Source organism: Mycobacterium lepromatosis (genome assembly GCF_000975265.2).
GTDB classification, from domain to species: domain Bacteria; phylum Actinomycetota; class Actinomycetes; order Mycobacteriales; family Mycobacteriaceae; genus Mycobacterium; species Mycobacterium lepromatosis.
This window is the reverse complement of sequence record NZ_CP083405.1, coordinates 1,475,402-1,496,848: the sequence shown is the minus strand read 5'-3', so window position 1 is coordinate 1,496,848 and position 21,447 is coordinate 1,475,402. Positions and strand designations below refer to the sequence as shown.

Annotated in this window: 19 protein-coding genes and 1 pseudogene; 9 read left to right on the top strand and 11 right to left on the bottom strand. The window is 58.5% G+C overall.

Annotation, left to right across the window (positions count from 1 at the left end; translation table 11 throughout):
- Window positions 1-231 precede the first annotated feature (231 nt).
- Genes MLPF_RS07145 through MLPF_RS07130 form a run of 4 tightly spaced genes read left to right on the top strand, consistent with a single transcriptional unit; the run spans window position 232 to window position 5,601 of the window.
- Window positions 232-1,209: an ABC transporter permease gene (locus tag MLPF_RS07145; protein ID WP_045842921.1), complete on the top strand. Its 978-nt coding sequence runs from the start codon at window positions 232-234 to the stop codon at window positions 1,207-1,209.
- A 23-nt stretch (window positions 1,210-1,232) separates the two neighbouring features.
- On the top strand, window positions 1,233-2,102 hold the full coding sequence (locus MLPF_RS07140) for an ABC transporter permease (protein ID WP_175266387.1): 870 nt from the start codon (window positions 1,233-1,235) through the stop codon (window positions 2,100-2,102).
- The gene (locus MLPF_RS07135; RefSeq protein WP_045842919.1) at window positions 2,102-3,931 is read left to right on the top strand and encodes a dipeptide ABC transporter ATP-binding protein; all 1,830 of its coding nucleotides are present in this window, start codon (window positions 2,102-2,104) and stop codon (window positions 3,929-3,931) included. The genes MLPF_RS07140 and MLPF_RS07135 overlap by 1 nt, the downstream gene beginning before the upstream one ends.
- Window positions 3,928-5,601 carry an ABC transporter family substrate-binding protein gene (locus tag MLPF_RS07130; protein WP_045842918.1) on the top strand — a complete coding sequence of 558 codons (1,674 nt, stop codon included), beginning with the start codon at window positions 3,928-3,930 and terminating at the stop codon, window positions 5,599-5,601. The genes MLPF_RS07135 and MLPF_RS07130 overlap by 4 nt, the downstream gene beginning before the upstream one ends.
- 196 nt (window positions 5,602-5,797) lie before the next feature.
- On the opposite strand, the gene MLPF_RS17345 is transcribed toward MLPF_RS07130, so the two are convergent.
- From MLPF_RS17345 to MLPF_RS07110, 5 genes are all read right to left on the bottom strand, one after another.
- Entirely contained in the window at window positions 5,798-5,953 is a 156-nt protein-coding gene (locus MLPF_RS17345; RefSeq protein WP_420329595.1) for a hypothetical protein, read from the bottom strand.
- Window positions 5,954-6,551: 598 nt separating this feature from the next.
- Complete coding sequence (locus MLPF_RS17340; protein ID WP_420329593.1) at window positions 6,552-6,704, bottom strand: hypothetical protein; 153 nt, start codon at window positions 6,702-6,704, stop codon at window positions 6,552-6,554.
- 88 nt (window positions 6,705-6,792) lie between these two features.
- Window positions 6,793-9,414 (bottom strand): AAA family ATPase, encoded by a 2,622-nt coding sequence (locus tag MLPF_RS07120; RefSeq protein WP_045842917.1) that lies wholly within the window; start codon window positions 9,412-9,414, stop codon window positions 6,793-6,795.
- Window positions 9,411-10,562, bottom strand: a complete 1,152-nt coding sequence (locus tag MLPF_RS07115; protein WP_045842916.1) for a metallophosphoesterase family protein — start codon at window positions 10,560-10,562, stop codon at window positions 9,411-9,413. Before MLPF_RS07115 ends, MLPF_RS07120 begins: the two co-directional genes overlap by 4 nt.
- 395 nt (window positions 10,563-10,957) lie before the next feature.
- Entirely contained in the window at window positions 10,958-11,197 is a 240-nt protein-coding gene (locus MLPF_RS07110) for a hypothetical protein (RefSeq protein ID WP_162196909.1), read from the bottom strand.
- Between the two features lie 7 nt (window positions 11,198-11,204).
- Here MLPF_RS07110 and MLPF_RS15760 point away from each other — a divergent pair, with 7 nt between their 5' ends.
- Together MLPF_RS15760 and MLPF_RS15755 are read left to right on the top strand one after the other, a co-directional pair.
- On the top strand, window positions 11,205-11,618 hold the full coding sequence (locus MLPF_RS15760; RefSeq protein ID WP_156147052.1) for a DUF222 domain-containing protein: 414 nt from the start codon (window positions 11,205-11,207) through the stop codon (window positions 11,616-11,618).
- 1 nt (window position 11,619) lies between these two features.
- Window positions 11,620-11,823: a DUF222 domain-containing protein gene (locus tag MLPF_RS15755; protein ID WP_156147051.1), complete on the top strand. Its 204-nt coding sequence runs from the start codon at window positions 11,620-11,622 to the stop codon at window positions 11,821-11,823.
- On the opposite strand, the gene MLPF_RS07100 is transcribed toward MLPF_RS15755, so the two are convergent.
- Window positions 11,824-12,027: a hypothetical protein gene (locus tag MLPF_RS07100; protein ID WP_156147050.1), complete on the bottom strand. Its 204-nt coding sequence runs from the start codon at window positions 12,025-12,027 to the stop codon at window positions 11,824-11,826.
- Between the two features lie 144 nt (window positions 12,028-12,171).
- On the opposite strand from MLPF_RS07100, the gene MLPF_RS07095 reads away from it, so the two are divergent.
- The gene (locus MLPF_RS07095) at window positions 12,172-12,687 is read left to right on the top strand and encodes a SixA phosphatase family protein (RefSeq protein ID WP_045842915.1); all 516 of its coding nucleotides are present in this window, start codon (window positions 12,172-12,174) and stop codon (window positions 12,685-12,687) included.
- A gap of 7 nt (window positions 12,688-12,694) precedes the next feature.
- On the opposite strand, the gene MLPF_RS07090 is transcribed toward MLPF_RS07095, so the two are convergent.
- The gene (locus MLPF_RS07090) at window positions 12,695-13,207 is read right to left on the bottom strand and encodes a DUF3558 domain-containing protein (RefSeq protein WP_175266384.1); all 513 of its coding nucleotides are present in this window, start codon (window positions 13,205-13,207) and stop codon (window positions 12,695-12,697) included.
- A 59-nt stretch (window positions 13,208-13,266) separates the two neighbouring features.
- Window positions 13,267-13,833 (bottom strand): DUF3558 domain-containing protein, encoded by a 567-nt coding sequence (locus tag MLPF_RS07085; RefSeq protein WP_045842914.1) that lies wholly within the window; start codon window positions 13,831-13,833, stop codon window positions 13,267-13,269.
- Window positions 13,834-14,018: 185 nt separating this feature from the next.
- Here MLPF_RS07085 and MLPF_RS07080 point away from each other — a divergent pair, with 185 nt between their 5' ends.
- On the top strand, window positions 14,019-15,773 hold the full coding sequence (locus MLPF_RS07080) for an ABC transporter ATP-binding protein (protein WP_045842954.1): 1,755 nt from the start codon (window positions 14,019-14,021) through the stop codon (window positions 15,771-15,773).
- Window positions 15,770-17,665 carry an ABC transporter ATP-binding protein gene (locus MLPF_RS07075; RefSeq protein WP_045842913.1) on the top strand — a complete coding sequence of 632 codons (1,896 nt, stop codon included), beginning with the start codon at window positions 15,770-15,772 and terminating at the stop codon, window positions 17,663-17,665. Before MLPF_RS07080 ends, MLPF_RS07075 begins: the two co-directional genes overlap by 4 nt.
- Window positions 17,666-17,768: 103 nt before the next feature.
- Here MLPF_RS07075 and MLPF_RS17335 read toward each other — a convergent pair whose 3' ends face one another.
- The 3 genes and pseudogenes from MLPF_RS17335 to MLPF_RS07060 form a co-directional block, all read right to left on the bottom strand.
- Window positions 17,769-17,861: a hypothetical protein gene (locus MLPF_RS17335; protein WP_156147049.1), complete on the bottom strand. Its 93-nt coding sequence runs from the start codon at window positions 17,859-17,861 to the stop codon at window positions 17,769-17,771.
- Between the two features lie 916 nt (window positions 17,862-18,777).
- Window positions 18,778-19,720 (bottom strand): annotated as a pseudogene (locus MLPF_RS17330) (adenylate cyclase regulatory domain-containing protein); the annotation flags it as partial.
- 650 nt (window positions 19,721-20,370) lie between these two features.
- Complete coding sequence (locus tag MLPF_RS07060) at window positions 20,371-20,685, bottom strand: hypothetical protein (RefSeq protein WP_050039049.1); 315 nt, start codon at window positions 20,683-20,685, stop codon at window positions 20,371-20,373.
- Window positions 20,686-21,447: the final 762 nt, after the last annotated feature.

The following is a 21,447-nucleotide window of genomic DNA, read 5'->3' as shown; positions in this document are numbered from 1 at the left end:
CCTCCTTTAGTATCGCAATATGGAATTTGCTACACAGATCAATTTCGCGGTCAATTTTATACAGTTGATCACTCGGATTTCACGCATGAGCATCAGCTCGATTAAAACAGTCCAGCCCGGCGCACCGTCGTGCTACGCGACGCCGATCACTGCGTCAGTACTGTGCAATGTCACTATATTCCTGTCAGCTCGCTAATCTGTCCCAATGCGACACGAGCGGGATGGTCAGCCATGATTCGCTTTTTGGCACGCCGATTACTCAACTACGTCGTGCTGCTAGCGCTGGCATCGTTTCTGACCTATTGTCTAACTTCAATGGCTTTCGCGCCGCTGGACAGCTTGCTGCAGCGCAGTCCCCACCCGCCGCAAGCCATGGTTGACACCAAAGCCCATGAACTCGGCTTGGACAAGCCCATACCAATTCGCTACGCAAACTGGGCCTCGCACGCCATACGCGGCGATTTTGGCATCACCATCACCGGGCAACCGGTAGGCGCCACCTTGGGCCGCCGTGTTGGAGTCAGCCTGCGGTTGCTGACCATTGGCTCCGTGACAGGAACGGTACTGGGCGTGGCAGCCGGGGCATGGGGTGCTATACGCCAGTACCAACTCAGCGACCGCATGGTCACCCTGCTGGCGTTGCTGGTGCTTAGCACACCGACATTCGTGATCGCCAACCTGTTGATCTTAAGCGCGCTGCGGGTGAACTGGGCCGTTGGCATCCAGCTCTTCGACTACACCGGAGAGACGTCGCCGAGCATCTACGGTGGGGTGTGGGCTCACATAATCGACCGGTTGCGGCATTTGATCCTGCCCACGCTGACGCTGGCGCTGATTGGTGCCGCTGGATACAGCCGATATCAGCGCAACGCGATGCTCGACGTCCTCAGCCAAGATTTCATTCGGACGGCCCGCGCCAAAGGGCTCACCCGTCGACGCGCGCTGCTGAAACACGGATTGCGTACCGCACTAATCCCGATGGCTACCCTGTTCGCCTATGGGGTCGCCGGGCTGGTCACCGGAGCCTTGTTCGTCGAGAAGATTTTCGGCTGGCACGGCATGGGTGAATGGATGGTGCAGGGTGTCGCTAATCAGGACACCAATATTATCGCGGCCATCACGGTCTTCTTCGGCACGGTCATACTGTTAGCCGGCTTACTCTCCGATGTCATTTATGCAGCACTTGACCCGCGGGTCCGAGTGTCGTGATCCTCACCGAAGACCTATCCAGTTTGGAAGAAGCAAATTTCGCTTCTCGGCGCACCTTAGTGCTGCGCCGGTTTGCGCACAACCGAACCGCGTCGGCATCTCTAGTACTGCTAGTACTGCTGTTCGTCGCCTGCTATTTGCTGCCGTCGCTGCTGCCCTATTCCTACGACGATCTTGATTTCAACGCACTGCTGCAGCCACCGAACACCCGGCACTGGCTGGGCACTAACGCGCTGGGACAGGACTTGTTGGCACAAACGCTGCGGGGAATGCAGAAATCTATGTTGATCGGTGTCTGTGTGGCGTTTATATCCACTAGCATCGCCGCCACCGTCGGGTCGATCGCGGGTTATTTCGGGCGCTGGCGGGATCGAGTACTGATGTGGATGGTCGACCTATTGCTGGTGGTGCCCAGTTTCGTCCTCATCGCCATCATGTCACCACGAACCAAGAGTTCGGACAACATTATGCTGCTCGTTCTGCTGCTGGCCGGCTTTGGCTGGATGGTCAGCTCTCGCATGGTGCGCGGCATGACCATGAGCTTGCGCAAACGCGAATTCATCAGGGCCGGAAGGTATATGGGCGTTTCCAGTCGTCGCATCATCGTTGGCCACGTGGTACCCAACGTGGCGTCAATCTTGATTATCGACGCCACACTCAACGTGGGCTCCGCCATCCTGGCCGAAACTGGTTTGAGCTTTCTCGGTTTCGGCATTAAGCCACCGGATGTATCGTTAGGCACTTTGATCGCCAACGGCACTCAGTCCGCAACCACGTTCCCTTGGGTTTTCTTGTGTCCAGCCGGCGTGTTGGTGGTAATTCTGGTTTGCGCCAACCTGACCGGCGATGGTTTGCGCGATGCGTTCGACCCGGTCAGCAAGATCCTACGGTGATGAGCCCGCTACTGGAGGTAACCGACCTAGCCGTCACGTTCAGAACAAATGGTGAACCGGTGGCCGCGGTGCGCGGCATCAGCTATCGCATCGACGCCGGAGAAGTTGTAGCCATGGTCGGTGAATCGGGTTCGGGTAAGTCCGCAGCAGCGATGGCAATAGTGGGCTTGCTTCCGGAATACGCTCAGGTGCACGGCTCGATCCGGCTACACGACACCGAACTCGTGGGGCTTGCCGACAAGACAATGTCGCGGTTTCGCGGCAAAGCGATTGGCACCGTCTTCCAAAATCCTATGTCTGCACTAACCCCAGTCTACACCGTTGGTGACCAGATCACCGAGGCAATTAAGGTGCACCAGCCGCGGGTGGGAAAGAAGGCTGCTCACCGACGCGCCGTGGAACTACTTGAGCTAGTTGGAATTGCCCAGCCAGAACGTCGCGCTCGCGCCTTTCCGCACGAGCTGTCCGGTGGTGAACGGCAACGGGTGGTCATCGCTACCGCGATCGCCAACGATCCCGACCTGCTGATCTGCGACGAGCCCACCACCGCACTAGACGTCACCGTGCAAGCGCAGATCCTAGAAGTGCTCAAGACGGCGCGCGACGTCACTGGCGCCGGTGTGCTCATCATCACCCATGATCTCGGTGTGGTAGCCGAGTTCGCCGACCAGGCGCTGGTCATGTACGCTGGCCGGGTCGTCGAGTCAACCCGAGTGCACAACCTCTACCGGGAGCGCCAGATGCCCTACACCGTAGGGCTGTTGGGATCGGTACCTCGATTGGACGCCACACAGGGAACCCGGCTAGTTCCAATACCCGGTGGTCCCCCTTCGTTGGCCGGCCTCCAACAAGAATGCCCGTTCGCACCGCGTTGCCCGCTGGTAGTCGACGAATGCAGGTTGCGAGAACCAGACTTGGTCGAAGTCAGGACTGGTCACCGCGCAGCCTGCATCCGCACCAACCAGGTCGACGGGCGCAGTGCCGCCGACATCTACGGCATCAACATCGACACCCGCACATCAGCAACCAGCGATTCATCGGTCGTGGTGCGGGTACGGGATCTGGTGAAAACATATCGGTTAACCAAGGGTGCGGTGCTGCGCCGCGCTATCGGTGAAATCCGCGCGGTCAACGGTGTCAATTTCGAGTTGCAGCAGGGTCGCACCCTTGGGATCGTCGGTGAATCCGGATCAGGTAAATCGACCACTCTGCACGAAATCCTAAGACTCGCTGCGCCACAATCAGGATCGATCGAAGTGCTTGGCATCGATGTCGCCACGCTCAACCGGGCAAGCCGACGATCGCTGCGACGCAACATTCAAATTGTGTTCCAAGACCCAGCAGCGTCGCTGGACCCCCGACTACCAGTCTTCGAACTAATCGCCGAGCCGTTGCACGCCAATGGCTTCAGCAAGAATTATACTCACATGCGGGTCGCTGAACTGCTCGACATCGTGGGATTGTGCCGTGCCGACGCAACTCGTTATCCGGCCGAGTTCTCCGGCGGACAAAAGCAGCGCATCGGTATCGCGCGAGCACTGGCATTGCGACCCAAAATTCTGGCACTAGACGAACCAGTGTCCGCACTCGATGTATCCATCCAAGCTGGCATCATTAACCTGTTACTTGACCTCCAAGACCGGTTCGGGCTGTCGTACCTGTTTGTGTCCCACGACCTTTCGGTGATCAAACATCTCGCGCATCAAGTCGCCGTGATGCTCGCCGGCACCATTGTCGAGCAAGGCAACAGCCACGATGTCTTCCGCAATCCGCAGCATGATTACACGCGAAGGTTGCTGGGCGCGGTACCACGGCCGGAGGTCGGATGATCATGCCTAGTCGGGTCGTCGCGGCATTGCTGGTGGTCGGCCTGATCCTGACCGGATGCTCCGCAAGCAACCGTCTTGTACCGTCCGCAGCAAGAAACACTACGCTCGGCAAAACCAACGATATCAACCCCCAGGATCCGGCCACGCTAAAAGACGGCGGAAACTTGCGGCTGGCATTGACCGACTTTCCGGCAAACTTCAACATTCTGCACCTCGATGGCAACAACGCCGAGGTCGCCTCAATGATGAAAGCCACCATGCCGCGAGCGTTCATCATCGGTACAGACGGCTCGACGACTGTCGACATCAACTACTTCACCAGCATCAAACTCACTAGCACTTCCCCGCAAGTGGTCACCTACACCATCAATCCAAAAGCGGTCTGGTCCGACGGCACGCCGATCACTTGGCGAGACATCGACCGCCAAATCCACGCCAATAGCGGCAAGAATAAAGCATTCGAGATCGCCGGAACCAGCGGCTGCGAGCGCGTAGCATCAGTACGCCCTGGGGTCAACGATCGGCAGGCCGTTGTGACCTTCTCCCAGCCGTACGCCGAGTGGCGCGGCATGTTCGCCGGCAATAGCATGCTGCTGCCTGCCACGATGACCGCCACACCCGAGACGTTCAACAAGGGCCAGCTCGACGGACCGGGACCGTCAGCCGGTCCGTTTATTGTGTCGTCACTGGATCGAACCACACAGCGGATCGTGTTGACCCGCAACCCGAAATGGTGGGGGACAACACCCCGCCTGAAAAGCATTACCTACTTGGTCCTCGATGACGCCGCAAGGCTACCAGCATTGCAAAACAACACGATCGATGCGACCGGAGTCGCCACGCTAGACCAGCTGATCACCGCACAGCGCACCAACGGCATCTCTATCCGGCGCACCCCAGCCCCCCGCTGGTCTCACTTCACGTTCAACGGAGCCACTGGGGCCATCCTAGCCGACAAGGGGTTGCGCCTCGCGGTGTCCAAAGGCATCGACCGGCGGACCATCGCCAAGGTAGTTCAGTACGGCTTAGCCAATAATCCCGAGCCGTTGAACAACCACGTCTACATAGACGGGCAGGAGGGCTACCAGGACAACAGCGGCGTTGTCAGCTACGATCCGAAGCAGGCGCAACATGAGCTCGATGCCCTGGGCTGGAAGCTCAACGGTCAGTTCCGGGAGAAGGACGGCCGTCAACTAGTCATCCGCTATCTGTTCTACGACGCGCAGGGAAGCCGAGAGTTTGCTCAGATCGCCCAGCACAATCTAGCACAAATCGGCGTCAAACTTGAACTTCAAGCCAAAGCCGGCAGCGGCTTCTTCACCAACTACGTCAACGTGGGGGCTTTCGATATCGTGCAGTTCGGCTGGGTCGGCGACGCATTCCCACTGTCAGCGCTCACCCAGATTTATCAATCCGACGGAGAGAGCAATTTCGGCAAGATCAGTAGCCCGGCAGTAGACGCCGCGATCGAACAAACGCTGGCCGAACTAGATCCCGCTAAGGCGCGCGCGTTGGCCAACGAAGTCGACAAGCTGATCTGGGCCGAAGGGTTCAGCTTGCCGCTAACCCAATCTCCGGGCGACGTCGCCGTCCGCAACACGCTGGCCAACTTTGGCGCGACCGGCTTCAGCGACTTGAACTACACCGCCATCGGATTCATGCAGAACTGAGACAGCGCCGCAGCGGCAGTATAGCCGACAGGGCACCTTCGGCTGCGGCGGCCAGGTCGATCACCTTCCACAGCAACCGCACGACCGAACACGTCGGGCGTATCAATAGCACCGCATTCGGCACCAACGACACGAGACACTTGGCCATCGCATATGGTGTGACGAGATCGCAGTCACCGGAAAACACCATCGCTGGTCAACCGACTTTCGGCAACTCGGTCACCAAGTTGTACGGCTCGTCCTCGAAAGCAACCACATTGGTGGCTGTGGCACGTATCGCCGTGGCCGGTTCTAGCGGAACGCTATCGGGTTCAACGGCGCAATCGAGGTCGCGGAATGCGATGTGGTTCACCAAGTCGATTTCATAACGGTATGGCACTGTGCGACTAGCCACCGTGACGAACCCGGACAGTACCTGCCACGATTAATTAGATTAATTCGACCACTGAGCAACAGGTCGAACTGGCAATCGAGTAGCAAGGCCCTAACGTAGCCGTGAACTGTCGCGGCAATCCGGCCCGCCGACGCGATGCCATCTAGTCATGCGTCGACAAGTTAGCGAACCTTGAGCGCCAGCGCGGCAGTTTCTGGATTATCGCCCGGCAGGAGCCGCCCCTAATGGCATCGCGCACCACCACGATGTCACCCCACGACAATAACAGCGAATCAAGGATCATCGCCGGCGCCTTGACAAAGTAACGGACACCAAATCCCGCCGCGATATCGGTGCTGTAGATGACGGCCGAGTTCAGTTCATCTGGGCGTCATCAAGCGCCGCTGCAACATAGTCGACGACCTGATTGACGGTGAGCATTGGGCCAACACCTCAAACTAGTCGTGGGGTGACATTCCGACCCCACGGTGTTCGATCATTATGACATAAATACCGGCAGCAGCGTCGCGACACCACTGTTCTTTGTATACGCCACTCCCGGGCCTCCCGGGATAGATTACCGCGGGTACGCAAACTTGTGTCCGGTGCTCACGTAGTACAAATCATACCCTTCTTCGGCATTGCCCGGCGAGATCGGCCGACGCGCCGATCGCACACCAGGCAGTCCTGCCAGCTTCTCGCGCATCCGGCGCTTGGCATTCATCCTCATCGATGTCGGACCACCATTGGTTCTATTCTGCAGAAATCGCCCACCACCTTCTGAGTAGCGGTAGGCCGAGCCGGCCTGCGCAGAACAGTTAAACGTTGAGATCGATGCGGTGTGCGCCCGTGAAGCTATCGTATCGGTCGGGACTACATGTCAGCACGATCACCTGTCCGTGCGCACCCACGGTGTCAAACACTTCCCCCATCTTGGCCAGCCGTTCCGGATCGGTGAATCCCAGCGCATCGTCGACCACCACCGGAACGGTATCTTCCTTGGCGACTAAGGTGGCGCCGGCAAACCGTGCCAGAATGCCAAGTTGCTCTTTGGCTCCGCCTGACAGGGACTCGAAAGGCACTGTAATGCCCTCCAGGGTGCGGCTGCGGATCCGCAAGTCACTGTCGATGTCGACCTCGAAAGTGGGACCAAACACCGGTCGGCCCAGCCGTTGTAATTCTGTGCGGTAAGGCTCGACGTAACGCAGCCGTGTGGTGTCGCGATGGCGTGCCATTACCGAACGCAGAAGTTGCACGGCCCGCGCTCGACGGCCGATCTGCGTGTGCTGGCTGACCGCGTGTTCACGCTCCGCCTCAGCGGTGTCGAGCTTGCCTTGCCGCCCCTCAGTGCCGAAAACCGAGAGTTCGATGCTGATCTCACGCAATGCGCTGACAGCATCTTCGTGTTGATCACGCAACGATTCAGCCGCCTCAGTCGCAGCTACCAATTCTGCGGTCACCGCTTCCGGTGCCGCGATGACCAACTCTTCAGCCAGCTCGGCGGCCCGTTGCTCCGCCGTTTGCACCGCCCGCAAACCGGTTTCCGCAGCTGAAGCCAGGTCGTCATCGCTGACCGACGCCCGCTGCTGGGCCAACTGATTGGTGTCCTGATCGAGCTCAGCGCGTTGATTTTCCGCTTTTTTCAATAAAAAATTTGCCCGAGCTGATGTTTCGGCAAGACGGAAGCTTGCAGCCGCTGAGGCACGACGACGAACCTCGCGTTCGAAGTCGGCGACCGCGCGAGCCGTTTCGGCAGCTTCGAGTTCAGCACGGGCAGAACCGATGTCCACCGCTAAGAGATCAGTTTCACCAGGGTGACCGTCGCGTAACTGCTCCAGCCGTGTCCGCAGTTGGTCGATCTGATCATCACCACATACGCCGGCCAGAGCGGCATTCAACTGGTCGAGGCTACTTTGCAATTCACGGCGCCGCTGGTCGGCACATCGTGCTTCCGCAAGATCAACGACATCACCGGCAGCCAGCGCTACGGATAATTCTTGTTGTGCTGCAGCGTATTTAGAATGAGCATCCAGTGCGGTAGCGCCAGGTATCAGGCAGGCAGTCAGGACACCGAGAACCTCAACTTCGGTGGGTCCGGTAACTGTTGTCGACCAGCTTTGTCCTGCCGCCAACGATACTCGTTGTTGACCAACGATGAGTTCAATGTCAGCGGCGGCGGTAAATTCCACCGCCGCCGAGATCAACTTCAGCTGGTCACCAGTGCGATCCACTGCGGCTGCGGCATTTTCGATGCGCTGCAATAGCTGCTCGGTCAACGTGACCTCGGATAGCTCGGTACAGATTAGGTCGCGCTCACCTTGGAGGGCGTCGATCTTGGCCAGCCGAGTGCTCAACCGGTCCGCCTCCTGACGGTCGGCGAGCTGGTCGACGGTGCGCCGGGCGATATCGGCACGCTGTTGGGCAGCCATCAGGGCCTCGGTAGCCTCCTCGACTGCCACATCAGACGCCTCAGCATCAGCACGCATCGTCGACACCACGTCGACGGCTTCTTGGGCTTCGTCCTGGACGGCAGCAAGAACGACAGCACGAGTGTCGATTTCGGCGAGCAGTTGCAGCCGCGAAGTATGGGCTGCGACTGCTGCAGCGTTCGTCGCGGCTGCAGCTGCTGCAACTAGCTCAGCTTCACGTGCTTGGCGAGTGAGGACTGCGACCTTGTCGGCAGCGGCCTGAGCAACGGCCAACCGAGGTCCAGCAGCGAGCCGTTGTTGCGCCAGTCCGGCGACGCGTTCAGTTAGAACGGCATGACGACGCACCCGGTCGTCAACCTCGGCGACCGCTGCGGCACATTCCCCCACCGCAACCTCGGCATCGGATAGCCGGGAGATCGCGGCGGCCCACTCCCCGGTGGGACGTCCGGTCGAAGTGAAGTAGCGTCGATACTCGGCTTCGATCCGCTCGATAAGCAATGGCTCGGTTCCAGACAACTCAGCGTGGTCACCTGCGGCGAAGTCGAGCGCACGTGACAGCGCATCACAGCCAGACAGATCCACCGCGACAGTCGACGCCGCCTGCAGCACCCGTTGAGCATGCCACAAATCGTTGTCGACCGTCTCAGCCAACATCGCCCGAACCCGCTCGTGTGCTTCGTCGCCGGTTAGTTGTTCGCGATGTGGTGTCAATACCGTCAGTGCCGTCTCGCATTTTTTGTTAAAGCGCTTTCGATAGACGAATCGATAAGGTCCGCTGCTGATTTCGGCACAGACTTCGGAGCCAATATCGGCGTTAACCGGCTTGATTTGCTTGACTTCTTTTTTCGTCGACCGGTCTCGGGATTCCAGCAGCAAGTCTAACGCCTCGATCATCGACGACTTGCCAATTTCGTTGGCTCCGCATACCACAATCACACCGCGGTCCGGAAACTCAATCTCCCGGCGCGCGGTGCCACGGTAATTCATCAACGTCAGCCGGTGCAGCTTCATGCCGCTCCCCGATCAGCGAGCCGCAACAGTAGTGCCAGTGCCGCTTGAGCATCGACGGCCGATTCCATGTCACCTTCGCGTGCGATGGCGACCAGCTCGTCGACGGCGGCAGCCGCGAACCCACCGATGCCGAGATCAGTAAATTCGCCGTCGGCGGGTAGCACCGCTAAGTCGCTGTGGCGTTCCCAGAGGCCTATCCACGCGAATAGCCGTGCATATTTGTCCAGGCAAGCATCCAGCACGGCGCGGTCGGTTACCGTGAGTGAACCGGTCAGGGCGAGCCGCACCACACTGCGGTCCTTGTCCGTCATCTGATCCAGATTCATGTCAAGATCCGCGATGTCCCGGCCAGTATCCACCTGCCGATGCAATGTGAAAAACCTCCAATGACCGACATGTCGGGCCGTCACGGTGACGGGGCGGCGCGGGTCATTTTCATCGATCTCGACGACCAGGACATGGCCGGGGTTGGATTCGATGTCGTCAAAGTTAGTGACTTCCGGGGAGCCGGAGTACCATACACGACCACTGCTGCCGACCTGAGTAAGCGAATGTCTGTCCCCTAGGGCCACGTAGTGCACCACGCCGCTGGCCAGCGCATCGTCGATCCCAGCGAGTCGGATCAGGGAGGGTTTGTCGCGATCCGGGTCAAGCGCGTCGACACCGCCGTGAGCAACGAGCACGCGCGTGACGATGTTCGCCGTCAATCCCCCCAACACCTCGGCAACCAGGTCCGTGGTCGGGGCCTTGGACCGCCATGGCGCGGCGACGATCTCGAGTCCGGGCCGAACCTGGTGGACACCGGCTCGGTCAAGCACAGTGATGTTATCCGGGCATTCGGCGGTAAACAGCGCGCTAGTGTACACTGACGACGCGTCTAGCGGATCGTGGTTGCCTGGCAGAAGGTAAACCGGGATATCGATGGCACGTATGGCTTCCAAGGACTGGCTGATCACCTGCGGTGCGAGCTGGTTGTGCTCGAAGACGTCACCAGCCACCACAACGAACTCGGCGCCTACCTCCACAGCCAACGCGCCGAGCCCGGCCACCGCGTCGCGGCGGGCCGCCGAGTACCGCGGCTGAGCATCGCCGGCAAGGAAGTGCCGGGTCATGCCGAGCTGCCAGTCGGCGGTGTGCAGAAATCGCATTCCGTCTCCCCTGAGCAATTTGCGTGGCTGTCGAAACAACGTGAGTCTAGGGCGCCACCCCGGCAAGTCGCGAGACCTCACCCGGAAGGTTGGGTGTGCGCTGCGTGGCGAGCGGCTGCGTTTCACCGCAACAAGCCACTGCAGTCACCGAAACCACTTGTTTCAATTTCATGTCAGTAGTTTTCTGTGGGCATTTTCTGTCGGCGCGTTCTACTAGTTTTGCACCTGTGAGGTCGGTTGCAGTTGTTGATTGGAAGGCGATCACAGCTGCGTTTGATGCGTTGGCAGGGCGGCTACGCTGGACGTCGACGCATTAACTAGCCCGGAACGATTGGTGTTGTTGGAGCGTGGTTAGCGCATGCGCCGTCGGTTGCCCGCAATGAAGCATACACTGATCAATTCCATTGCCCACCAAGCCACTCCCGAAGAGCCTGAGGCAAGCTTTCGCGCGCGATCGACGAGGTAAACACTTGATCAACCGTGCCGAAGCGCCCCGACGTATCCGGGAGGACGCCGATTTCGGTGAACGGCACGTCAATCACCGGCGAAGCGCTAACACCCGCACTGGCCACCACAGCGCAGCGCGCCGGACACTCGGCAGCGTCCCAGTCGCGGTGATCCACCCGTTGTGCCACCAACTGCCTGGCTGAGTCGGCGCCTCGACTAGAAAACATAACGAAATCAATAAAACCCAGGCGAAGAAACCAATTTCGTCACGAACACCTGACCAGGCTAGCCGATCGACTCGCCGACTACCCCAACCCAGATAGCACCTATAGCAACAACGACCGCGCACGACGACGCGAACTAACGTTGGGCAATCAAGAAGCCAACGGCATGTCGGCGCTGCGCGGCGTGATCACCCTCGAGTTGCACGCCACTTTAGAAGCTGCGTTAGCCAAATTGGCCACCATCGGCATGTGCAACCCCGCCATGGACGGCCCACCTTCTAAACAGGACATCGACAAAGACACCGAGACCCCGCGTAGCGCAATTATGATGGGATCGATACCGCGTTGCACACCCTGCTGGATTCGGAAAAATATTCCAACATAACATGTTACCGGAATCCATTATCGTCACCACGACACTTAGTGAGCTGGAGGACGCCGCCGACAACGACAAGATACTCACCGGCTGCTGCACCATCGTACCCATGAGCAACGTGATCCGCCTGACACCGCAAACCCGCCATTATTCAATAAAGACAAAGCCGGATATCCACCACACCAAGCGACTCACCCTCCCACACAGCGAATAGCTATTGTACGCCAAAGACCGCAACTGCGCCGCACCGGGATGCACCGTACCCGACTACTACTACTGCGAAGTTCGCCATACCACTGCTTACACCACCTACCGCACCACCAACATCAACAACCTGACCTTTGGCTGCGGCCTCCAACACCGCCTCCTCAAACCCGACGTCTGGACCACCCGAAAACACGCCAACGGCAACACTCAATGGATCCCACCACCCCCTTAGACCACAGCCAGCCCAAAAACCAACACCTTCATGACACCCCGAAAAACTCCTGCAAGCCAGAAACAATAATAGCCCGAGTGCGGTGTAACGAATCCCACTTTCGTGATGAGTAACGTGAGCTGGATGAGGGACGAATACCGCCTTCTGGTGTTGATGCGGCATGCGAAGTCATCATACCCACGGGGCGTCCCAGACCACATAGCCGACCATGACCGACCGCTAGCGCCTCGCGGGGTCAGGGAAGCTGGCCTGGCAGGTGATTGGCTGCGCGCCAACGTGCCTGCTATCGAAGAAGTGCTGTGTTCAACTGCTATGCGCGCCCGGGAGACCTTGGCACACAGCGGCATCGAGGCTCCAGTCCGATACACCGCGCGACTCTACGGAGCCGCACCAGGCACAGTGATCGAGGAGATCAAGGCGGTTAGCGACGAGGTCACCACGTCACTCATCGTCAGCCATGAACCGGCGATATCTGCCGTAACGCTCGCCCTGGCCGGCTCGGGAACTAAAAATGAAGCCATCCAACATATCTCGACGAAATTCCCGACGTCGGGGATCGCAGTGCTCAAGGTAACTGGTCGCTGGCAACACCTCGAATTAGAGAGTGCCGCGCTGGTCGCCTTCCACGTGCCGCACTGAATCTAGTTTAGGAATTGGTGGCCAGCGTTAACTCCATAAGCTTGATGGCCTGTCCACAGGCATCGATACCAGATGCCTGAGGATTGATCCACCAACCGACCACTCCCGCCGCATCGCTGGCGACACCGCACGCACCATTCGGGTCATCCGGGCGCATCACAATCGAATCCACACCCGCGATCGAACGGTTCTCAACCTTGTACTTCAAGAAATCAGCCACCTTGCGCTCGTTGGCGAGGCTGCCCTGTTCGAACCAAAACCGGGTGATGTCGATCAGACTCGCCGGATTGGCTGCCTGCCATCGGCAGATCGCGCCGACAAACGTACTCTGAATGTCAAGCGGATCCGCACCCACCGTCTTAGCCAGGATGTCGGTGGTCAGCACCTCGCACTCCTTGAGTAGGTTCGGGTATTGCTGCTGGGAATTATTGTTGCGTGGGACGCTACTCAAGCCCGCTTTGACCGCCGTACCTCCGATTGACCTTGAGCAACCGGTCACAATCAGCGCTACACTAACCATGACAGTGATACCGGCAAAAACGCTTCGTCTATTCCGCACACTGAGACGCATCCGCTCCATCATTTCGAGTTCGCAATCGACTGGCGAGTCAGCTCCTTAGCGATGCCGCATGGCGGGGGGAATGGCTTTTGGCTGAAACTAACCGACCATTCGATGAAGTCATCCTGGAACTGGATTCCAACTTCGCAAAGTGAATCGCCCAAGCTGGGCTCGTTTCCAACCGCGATGAAACCACTGTGGCCGTTGATATTGATATCGTCAACGCTCGCCCGTGACAGCTCCTCGGTCTTGCGTTCACGCCCGATCGGGCTACCTCGGTACCACGAAAACGAGAAGTGTGGGCCGAGGATACCGCCACCGGCCAGCCACTGACAGCCCACCGAATTCCGAGCGGTGTTCGTCAACCCGGCAACTTTCGTTAGCTGCGACATCGTCTGATCGCTGATACCGCCGCACCGCGGGAACAATGGGCCGTGATGGCCCTCCGCATTCCCAGGCGTCGACGACATCGTCCCGCCCGACTTGTTAGAGCCTGCATTGGAGCACCCCGCAACCATCGGGATCACGATCATCAGCGCTATCAACCCCCGAGCCGCCAGGGCCAACGCCCTCACGTCACATCGCACTGTGGCTAACCTCTTGCTGAGCCTGCTGCTGGTCCACAGGATGCACTGTAGCGTCAGCCCAGCGAGTCAACCACCGACACACCCCCTGATCAGGTATTTTCATCTCCTTAGCAACGGCGTCGTCCGCACCGAACCATCCGGCGGCGGTGGCGACTCGGGCATCTGTCCTGTGCGACAGTTACCAAATGCTCCTGGCACTGCTGCGTCAGTACATCCGGCCGTACCGGCGACCAGTCGCGGCACTTATGGTGCTGCAGTTGATCGGCACCCTGGCATCGCTGTATCTTCCGACGGTCAACGCGGCGATCATCGACGACGGCGTCTCCAAAGGCAACACCGCGATCATCGTCAGGCTCGGCATGGTTATGCTGGCTGTCACCGGATTGCAGGCGTTGTGCTCAGTCGGAGCGGTCTATTTTGGCTCGCGGACTGGAATGGGTTTTGGTCGTGACCTGCGCTCGGCGATGTTCGATCACATCACCACGTTCTCCGAGCGAGAAACCGCGCGATTTGGAACGCAGACGTTGTTGACTCGAACCACCAACGATGTCCGGCAGATCCAGTACTTGGTCCAGATATCCGGCACCGTGCTGGTGACCGCACCAATCATGTGCATCGGCGGCATCGTCATGGCTATCTACCAGGAGGCCGCGCTTACCTGGCTGTTGCTGGTCAGCATCCCGATCTTAGCGATAACGAACTACTGGATCATTTCGCATATGCTGCCACTCTTCCGCAACATGCAAAGTTTGATCGACGACATCAATCGCGTAATGCGCGACCAATTGTCTGGCATCAGAGTGATCCGTGCGTTCACCCGTGAATCCTTTGAACGTACCAGGTTTGAGCAAGCCAACATCGCGCTCTCGAACGCCGCACTCAACGCGGGTAACTGGCAAGCGCTGATGCTACCAACCACTGCGCTGACTATCAGTGTGTCCAATGTTGCGCTGATTTGGTTCGGCGGGCTGTGTATCGACAGTGGCCAGATGCAGGTCGGTTCGCTGACCGCATTCCTGGCCTACTTCACCCAAATCCTGATGGCGGTGCTGACGGCTACCATGACATTGGTGGCGTTGCCCCGCGCATCGGTGTGTGCAGAACGGATCACCGAAATATTGTCAACCCGCCCCGCCATTGGCAACCCACCATGCCCTCGCTTCCCGCGCGGTGGAGTTACCGGCATGGTGCGCTTAGACGGCGTGACGTTCACCTACCCGGGCACCGATCGCCCAGTGCTGCATGATATCTCGTTCACCGCGCTGCCCGGTACCACGACGGCAGTGATCGGTAGTACCGGTTCGGGCAAATCGACGCTGGTAGCACTAATCTGCCGGCTGTACGACGTGACCGCCGGCGCGGTCCTGGTCGACGACGTTGATGTCCGCAACTACCACACCGAGTGGCTCTGGTCGGCAATCGGGCTGGTGCCGCAACGTTGCTACCTGTTCTCCGGCACTATCGCTGACAACCTACGCTACGGCGCGACCCCCGGGCAGGTTATCACCGACAATCAGATGTGGGAAGCACTGCACGTGGCCGCTGCCGACGAATTCATCCGGGAACACAACGACGGGCTACACATGCGGGTCGCCCAAGGCGGAATCAACTTCTCTGGTGGGCAACGGCAGCGGTTGGCAATTGCGCGGGCCATCATTCGCCGACCGACTATCTATCTATTCGACGACGCGTTCTCCGCACTCGACGTACACACCGAATCACGAGTCAACAAGTCGCTGCGCGATATGTGCCGTGACGTCACAATTATCGTTGTCACAAAGCGAATTTCTACTACGGCACAGGCTGACCAAGTGATCGTTGTCGACGACGGGAAGCTGGCAGGTTCGGGCACCCATGATTCGCTGTTGGCTGATTGCAATACCTATGCGGAGTTTGCCGACTCGCAATCAGCCGGTGCCGACATCAGAGATGCGCAGTGACCGTGGCTGCTGCCCCCGCCCTTCGGTCCCGCGACTTCTGGGGTACAGCGGGATGTTTGCTGAAACAGCTGATGCCACAACGTCGGTTAATCCTCACGGTGATAACACTCGGCATCACCGGCACAGTGATCGGGATCATCGTTCCGTGGGTCCTCGGTCACGCCACCGACCTACTTTTCAACGGCGTCATCGGGCGACAGCTCCCTACGGGAATCAGCAAAACGCAGGCGGTCGCTGCAGCCCGGACTCGTGGTGACAATGCCTTCGCCGACCTACTGTCGGGGATGAACGTGGTCCCGGGCCAAGGTGTGGACTTCGTCGCGGTGGGGAGAACGCTAGAACTGGCGCTGGCTCTGTATTTGGTTTCCGCACTGTTGACTTGGGCACAAGCTCGGTTACTCAACGTCACCGTACAGCGCATCATATTCGCGCTACGTTCCGACGTCGAAGACAAAGTGCACCGGCTGCCGCTATCCTACTGCGATACACAGCAGCGCGGTGAGCTACTGAGCCGGGTCACCAACGATATCGACAACCTTCAATCATCACTGTCGATGACGCTCAGCCAATTGTTGACGTCGCTTTTGACAGTGGTGGCGGTGATGGCGGTGATGGTGTCGGTCTCGCCGTTGCTGGCGCTAGTTGCGTTGCTGACGGTGCCTATGTCGCTGCTAGCCACACGAGTGATCGCGCAACGTTCGCGGCAGCTGTTCGTGGCTCAGTGGACGAGCACCGGACGTCTCAACGCCCATATCGAAGAAACCTACAGCGGGTTCACAGTGGTCAAGACGTTCGGCCACCAGACCGCAGCGCGAGAACAATTCCACAACTTCAACAATGACGTCTACCAGGCGAGTTTCGGCGCCCAGTTCTTCTCGGGTCTGGTATCACCGGCTACGACGTTCATTGGCAATTTGGGATATGTTGTGGTCGCTGTGCTAGGAGTCCTAAAGGTAGCCGCCGGACACATCACGCTTGGCAACATCCAGGCATTCATCCAATACGTCCGGCAGTTCAACGCGCCGCTGAGCCAAGTGACGGGAATATACAATACCTTGCAATCCGGGTTGGCTAGTGTCGAGCGGGTTTTCGACCTGCTCGACGCGCCTGAGGACCTGCCAGACCCTGTGCTGCCGCTGCCCCACGGTCAAGAGCCACGCATTAACGGGCGCGTGGAGTTTCAGCAGGTGAGCTTCGCGTATAGCACGGGCACCCCAGTGATCCACGACCTATCGATGGTGGTCGAACCGGGCAGCACGGTAGCGATCGTCGGACCGACCGGAGCGGGCAAAACCACCCTAGTGAACCTGCTCATGCGGTTCTACGATGTGGATTCTGGTCAAATCCTGATCGACGGGGTCGATATCACCACGGTGAGCAGACATGCGCTGCGATCACGAATCGGCATGGTGCTGCAAGACGCCTGGCTGTTCGACGGGACGATCGCTGAAAACATTGCCTATGGACGGCCGCAGGCCAGCGAAGACGAGGTGGTGGAAGCCGCCAAGGCGGCCTATGTCGACCGGTTTGTACACACCCTGTCGGCCGGCTACCAGACCCGGGTTAGCGGAGACAGTGGCAACATCAGCACTGGCGAGAAGCAACTCATCACCATCGCACGCGCATTCCTGGCCCGACCACAGCTATTGATCCTGGACGAAGCAACCAGCTCAGTCGATACCCGCACCGAGGCCCTCATTGCGCGCGCCACCCACAAGCTTCTCCAGAATCGAACAAGTTTCATTATCGCACACCATCTTCCAACTATCCGCGATGCGGACCACATTCTGGTAGTAGCAGCTGGCAAGATCGTTGAGCAAGGCAGCCACACCAAGCTACTGGCCCGGCGGGGGGCGTATTACCGGATGACCCAAGCCTACGTGGGGCCTTAGCCGGCTAAAGCGAGGTGGCCTACGAGACCAACCCGGATTCGGTGACGGCCGGTGTCTACGAACTCCACTCAGTCATCGAATTCACTGCTTCAGACAACATCAGCTAATAGGCTCGCATCACCACGGCGTCCTCTGCCCGGTAGTCCTCGTATTCGACGTCAAGCTCTGCGACCCGCGGAGCGTATTGCCCGAACACATTGTCCTGCTTGCTCTATCAAATACTCCTTCTCAACGCAGTCAGCAGTGATCTAGTTGGTGGATGCACCATCTCCTTCCACGCAGTGGATATAGGCGTCGCTCCTGCGCTTCATCGGTGATCCTCATCCGTTCCGACCAGGTCTCTCCGCGGAATCACGAGACCCAACCTTCTTATGCGCTTATGCGCGAGCCTCGCTTTCTTCCTTTCCAGGGCTCTCGGGTTCAGGGCGCTTGCCGATGACTGTGATCTCTTAGCGGTCGACGATCATCATAGGATCGCCGTCTAAACTAGTCATCGGGAAGGCGGCCAGCGAACCATTCCACTACACCACTGGATCGGGTTGTGTAGCCTGCTGCTAGCCCCAGGGCGACCATATCTGCGCCCATGCGTGTGATATTGCTTCATGATTACGTCATTACACTGTTATGTCTGTTACACTAATCAGTTAACCGACACCGAATATAAAACCGTTGCCAATACCAATGGCTCGGCACCGGTGAAACTGCCGCCCGAAACCAGTCGCAGTAACAGAATGACCCTTCGGTCGGCCAGCTAGCCGACTAACACGCCGCCGAGCAACCCGGTTGCTCGGCGGCCAGCACAAACGAGTACGCTCGGCACGGAAAACTTTGCTATCTGGGGAGCTATTGTTGCTATTGCTCGGTAGCGGAACAGAGAACCCATAAGCAACCCATCCAAAGTGCCGGAAACGGGGGATAACCAGCCGCGTGGGACTAGTGCAGGATGCTGCCAGACGTCCCCCAGAGGCGCTCCTTCCTGGCCTACTTGTGCGCCGAATCGACCAGCTAAATCGTTTGCCACAGCAACTTTTGTCGAGTCAAGCTCAGCAAGTCAGCGACATGTAAAGCGTTTGAGGAGGTGCTGGGAACGGATCTGAGGCAGGTCCGACTTGTCAGATCCATCGCCCTCGCCGGACCCGAAAGAGTTTTACCTCACTCTGGATGCCCATGAGCCGACGTAGACCGACGTATGACCAGTGGAATGCCGCGGCTCTGCAACCAGCACGCTGCCCGGCCGTGCCGCCCCCGTGACCCGGCTTGTCATATTCACCGGACTACCAAACCAATCGCCGGCCCTGCTCACCACCATCCCGGAGGCCACTCCCGCGCGCAACCGAGAAAAATAGTATCGGTGTCGATAGATAACTTCGACACGCTTCAGCACCACATCCAGTAACGGCGCCAGATCGAGTTAGACGAACATCACCGCGTCGCCGATCGTTTTGATGTAGCGCACCGGCAGGACTGTCAGATCACGGGCGAGTTCACCCAGTCGACCGGCGAGTTGCCCCAGCTCCTTTGCCGTAACCACCTCATACAGCCGGGTAAATCCGGCGAGATCAGCAAAAGAGACAGTCACCCAACGCGCACCCGGCAGTGGCGTTCCAGCGACTCACTCGCAGCACTGACTGCTTCAGTCTCCATCATGTTCCATAACTGCATGAATATACATGCCCTAAATCATCATACGGGGCAGCGGCACGGTCCAGCTGACCAGCTTCCGCAACCTCGCGACAATCTCTACCTCAGTGATTCCTAGGTACATGATCGACCGCCAAGACAGTAGAACTCATAATTCCGGCAGCACGTGACAGGCCCTCGGGAAGATCCACACCGATGAACACAACGTGATCGGGAGCCAACCCACGCTCAGTGAACCGCTTTCCATATGCGGCCACCTAACCGTCCGCGTACATGTGCACGGCTGCTTCGAGATTCATGCATACTGGCGCGTCTGGTAGCACGCTGCACGCGCTACAGCAGCACCAAGTCAACGTTGTGCCACTCGCTGATCTCGCGTGCCGAAACTTAGTTGCCGTCATCTCCAACAAGGTAGCCGGGTAGCTATTTGGCAACGGAGGGCTGGTGGCCAAATCGTGTTCACACTACTGATCTATTGTTACCACACACTCGACGAGCTCGGCCCGGAGCCTGTCAAACAGCCGAGCAGATCCTCGATGTTCTGGTCAACTCAACCGTGTCGTCCACCCCAGTCAACGTATAACGTCAACGCACAATCGTGCGACTTGATCAGCGCGACGCGCTGGTGCTGAGACCACCCTCGAAGGGTGCAACGGCACTTAGTTTCCACTGCGCCAGACAGCTTTGACGTCGCACAGTCCAGCAAGGTCGTGGTCGCTTTACACCGGAGGAAACCGCCAGCAGATCAACGTCATAACCGGGTGCGTTACGGCCCTTGCGGTAATCCAGCCCACAGCTGGCAGCGGCAGCAACTCAAGTCAGCACCTCTGTTCCGGTGACGCCAGGTCGGGACAGATCCGCCAGATCTTGAGGCAACACGTTATGGGGTTTTCAGGGCTGACACCAACATCGGCAGACAAGACAACACGCGCCACGGGAATCTATGAGCTGAAAGGTTTCTCGCCAGATAGCCCATCCAATCGACACTATATTCTCTGCTATCCCCAGGTGCACACCAGCAAGCGTCACACTACACCACGCCTCCTGAGCAAGGATAATTGCAATTACATCAGGCTAGCGAAGACATCATTTTCGCTGCGAAACGTGCAGTGTTCGATCCCATCCACACACGCGGTGAGCACTTCGGCGACCCCAGTGGTGGCGTGTGCAGTCACCGATAATCCGACCCGATGAGCCACCTCAGCCGGGTAGCTGGCTAAAGCTTGAGGGTAGACCGGTGGGGATCCCAGCACGGATGCGCATCCACATAAACCCGGCAACATAGTCAACTCACCCAGATCCAACAGAGGTACATCCGACGGACAGACCAGGCCAGCAAAATCGACTGCCCGGATTTGACCATCCTCAACCAGGATCACGGCAGGTCCGCTATGACATCGGCCCCGTCGAATACATGATCAGCGCAAATCGTGATGCGTCCTACCGGCACGGCTATCACGGCGGAACCGCTGTGAGAGCTCGGCGACGAAGCCTTGCGGACCGCATACGACGGGGTCTTTCGACATGTATGCGAACTGTCACCGGTAAACATACAGCGATGTTAAAGGCCAGCAAGCAGTCAGTATTCTCCTGCACGCTCCGCGCCAGTAGTGGAATTGATTGGCGCTAGCACGGGTTCCTGCCGTGCCCGCAAGGTTGGGACAAAGGAATTGATATGCACTTCCCAGTCGGCCTCTACACCAACTCTTTTAGACGTCACATGACCTCACCACTGTTGCAGAGATGCCCGCCGATCATCGGCACCGGCGCCAGGATATTAATCCTGGGCGCATGCCCGAACGCCCACCTACCAGCGAAACAGCAATACTATAGCCAATCCGCAAAATGCGTTCTGGTCAATTACCAATGAACTTTTCGTCCTCGAATCAAACGCTCAATATGACGCCCGACTGGCGGCCTTGCTAGCCTACGGTGTCGCTCTTTGGGCTGTGCTGTACAGCCGTCGTTGCGTCGGCAGCACTAACTCCGCGACCGAACCGAAAAGATTGACGGTCAAAAATTTTTCCGCACTGTTTACCGACTACCCCACATCACGTTCGTTTACTTCAACAGTGCCAAAGCGGCCAAACTGTACTGCAGACTTGCGACACCGCCGAGCCAAGCTGGCCGATCCAGTACCA

Excerpts from the sequence above, each read along its gene's own strand:
- MLPF_RS07130 (WP_045842918.1), top strand. The coding sequence starts at position 3,928 with ATGATCATGCCTAGTCGGGTCGTCGCGGCATTGCTGGTGGTCGGCCTG.
- MLPF_RS07090 (WP_175266384.1), bottom strand. The coding sequence starts at position 13,207 with ATGGTTAGTGTAGCGCTGATTGTGACCGGTTGCTCAAGGTCAATCGGA.
- MLPF_RS07115 (WP_045842916.1), bottom strand. The coding sequence starts at position 10,562 with ATGCGATTTCTGCACACCGCCGACTGGCAGCTCGGCATGACCCGGCAC.
- MLPF_RS07120 (WP_045842917.1), bottom strand. The coding sequence starts at position 9,414 with ATGAAGCTGCACCGGCTGACGTTGATGAATTACCGTGGCACCGCGCGC.
- MLPF_RS07135 (WP_045842919.1), top strand. The coding sequence starts at position 2,102 with ATGAGCCCGCTACTGGAGGTAACCGACCTAGCCGTCACGTTCAGAACA.
- MLPF_RS15755 (WP_156147051.1), top strand. The coding sequence starts at position 11,620 with ATGTTACCGGAATCCATTATCGTCACCACGACACTTAGTGAGCTGGAG.
- MLPF_RS17340 (WP_420329593.1), bottom strand. The coding sequence starts at position 6,704 with ATGAGGATGAATGCCAAGCGCCGGATGCGCGAGAAGCTGGCAGGACTG.
- MLPF_RS07080 (WP_045842954.1), top strand. The coding sequence starts at position 14,019 with ATGCTCCTGGCACTGCTGCGTCAGTACATCCGGCCGTACCGGCGACCA.
- MLPF_RS07145 (WP_045842921.1), top strand. The coding sequence starts at position 232 with ATGATTCGCTTTTTGGCACGCCGATTACTCAACTACGTCGTGCTGCTA.
- MLPF_RS07095 (WP_045842915.1), top strand. The coding sequence starts at position 12,172 with ATGAGGGACGAATACCGCCTTCTGGTGTTGATGCGGCATGCGAAGTCA.